Below are 2,500 nucleotides of genomic sequence, written 5' to 3'. Positions count from 1 at the left end.
CCGCCGAGTGCTTCCTTTTTAATTCAAAACGTATGTATTAAAAATAGTTATGATCTACAACACATTAGGTTCGGAATGCGTAACATCAAAAATGAATTTTTAGTCTAAAGTATCCTCCACCTTTGTCCGAATCCAGAAGGACAAAAGTTACATAAAATGTTCTATCTTCTAACAAAGGTGGTGATACTTATGTCTGGATGTTATGGTGGTGGATATGGTATGGGAAACAGTTTTGTATTAATTGTTGTACTTTTCATCTTATTGATTATCGTTGGAACAGCCTTTGTTGGCGGAGGTTATTAGTACGATTTAAAGTCTAATCCAACCTCTATTACCATAATAGGAAGCACATTTCTAAACGTGCTTCCTATTATTAAAACCCATTACCGGAGGTGTAAAGTTATGTATACACGACCAATTTGTTGCCCACCAAGATACGTAGTTCGAGATCGTTATGTTCCATGTGTCCATCCTATTATCCATCCAATAGTTCAAGTAAATCGTTTAAATATAGTAGATGTACCTCGACACATTTATAAACCTATTAGAAAAAATGTTATTGTTCATCATAGACGCCCTTTTTATTGCTGAATTCCCATAATGCCATGCTTTTTTTAGTATAGCATCTTCGTTTATTCCATTATTTTTGTTTATGAACATATTTATCATATGTGATATAAAGAGAAATGGGCTTTCGTATTACTTGTTCCATTAACCTGCTTCGTTAAGTGAAAAAATTCACAAACTTAAGGTTGATTTTATCAAATCAGAGGACTATTTGGAATAAAAATTCCATTTCAGTAAGATAGGATTAGTGCGCAATAGCCATATAATGTGACATAAAAGAACGATCTACCCTGGTGAACATAGAAAGTGGTCCCAGCTATCAACTTGGGACCACTTTATCAATTATTCTTTACTCCTTCGGATGAATCATATCCTTTGGATTAATATACTCGTCAAACTGTTCTTCAGTTAAATATCCTAGTTGAACTGCAGTTTTTTTCAATGTTGTATTATCTTTAAAGGCCTTTTTCGCAATCTCGGCTGCTTTTTCATAGCCGATATGCGGGTTTAATGCAGTTACCAGCATTAACGAATCGTTCAAATAATGGCTAATAACATCTAAGTTGGCCTCTATGCCAACAACACAACGGTCGTGGAAGGACATTATTCCATCAGCCAAAAGTCGCACGGATTGTAAGATATTATAGATGATCACCGGCTTAAACACATTGAGCTCAAAATTCCCCTGGCTTGCAGCAAATCCAATTGTTGCATCATTACCCATCACTTGGCAGGCAATCATCGTCATAGCTTCACTTTGCGTTGGGTTGACTTTACCTGGCATAATCGAGCTCCCCGGTTCATTAGCTGGGATCGTTAACTCACCGATACCACATCTTGGTCCACTTGCAAGCCACCTCACATCATTGGCAATTTTCATTAAATCGGCAGCCAATGCTTTTAATGCACCGTGAACGTAAACTAATTCATCATGACTCGTTAAGGCATGAAATTTATTTGGAGCAGAAATAAATCTGCTGCCAGTAAATTTGGAAATCTCCTCGGCGACTTTTTCTCCAAACCTAGGATGGGCATTAATTCCGGTCCCCACAGCAGTCCCACCAATAGCTAGCTCCCTAACATAATTCAAACTGCCCTCAATCATACTTTCATTTTTCTCTAACATACGCTGCCAGCCGGAAACCTCCTGGCCCAATGTTAACGGAGTGGCATCCTGAAGGTGTGTCCGTCCAATTTTAATAATTTCGGCAAATTGTTTACTCTTATTCTCAAGTGTTTCCTTCAATTTTTTTATAGCAGGTAAAAGCTGTTTTTCAATCATTAAAACGGCGGATACATGCATCGCTGTTGGAAATGTGTCATTAGAGCTTTGTGATTTATTGACATCATCATTTGGATGAAGCTTCACAGTAGAATTCTTTCCCTCAAGCTTTTGATTTCCGATATGGGCAATGACTTCATTCACATTCATATTGGATTGTGTACCACTACCTGTCTGCCAAACCACTAGTGGAAAATGCTCATTAAGACTTCCCGCAAGAATATCATCCGCTGCCCCAACAATAGCCCCCACCTTCTCTTTATCCAGCTTTCCTAATTCACCGTTCACAATTGCCGCACTTCTTTTCAATATTGCAAAAGCCTGAATAACCTCCATTGGCATTTTTTCTTGGCCTATTGGAAAGTTCTGCTTACTTCTCTCTGTTTGCGCCCCCCACAGCTTATCTGCTTCAACTTGTACCTCACCCAACGTATCCTTCTCAATCCGATATTGCATTAATATAACCTCCTCGTTTTATAAAGCAAATTAAAAGAGTATACTATATTTATTTCATTTCCTATTTTCCCAATTCTAAACTTTATAAGTATAAGAAAAAACACGATATTTGCCCACAATGGCAAATATCGATGTCTTTTCTTATACTATAATCCACAAAAATATATTTTATAGTACAAAATAAAGTAGGGAAAC

Annotated in this window: 2 protein-coding genes; one reads left to right on the top strand and one right to left on the bottom strand. The window is 37.3% G+C overall.

Annotated features, from left to right (window positions below; genetic code table 11):
• The first annotated feature begins 189 nt into the window (after positions 1–189).
• Entirely contained in the window at positions 190–303 is a 114-nt protein-coding gene (locus BAZO_RS21455) for a YjcZ family sporulation protein (protein WP_081585618.1), read from the top strand.
• A gap of 613 nt (positions 304–916) precedes the next feature.
• Here BAZO_RS21455 and fumC read toward each other — a convergent pair.
• Entirely contained in the window at positions 917–2,305 is a 1,389-nt protein-coding gene (gene fumC, locus BAZO_RS01640) for a class II fumarate hydratase (protein ID WP_003329464.1), read from the bottom strand.
• Positions 2,306–2,500 lie beyond the last annotated feature (195 nt).

This window comes from Schinkia azotoformans LMG 9581, from assembly GCF_000307855.1.
GTDB lineage: Bacteria > Bacillota > Bacilli > Bacillales > Bacillaceae_J > Schinkia > Schinkia azotoformans.
Note: the sequence above shows the minus strand (reverse complement) of the source record. Positions and strands in the feature narration are given on the sequence as shown.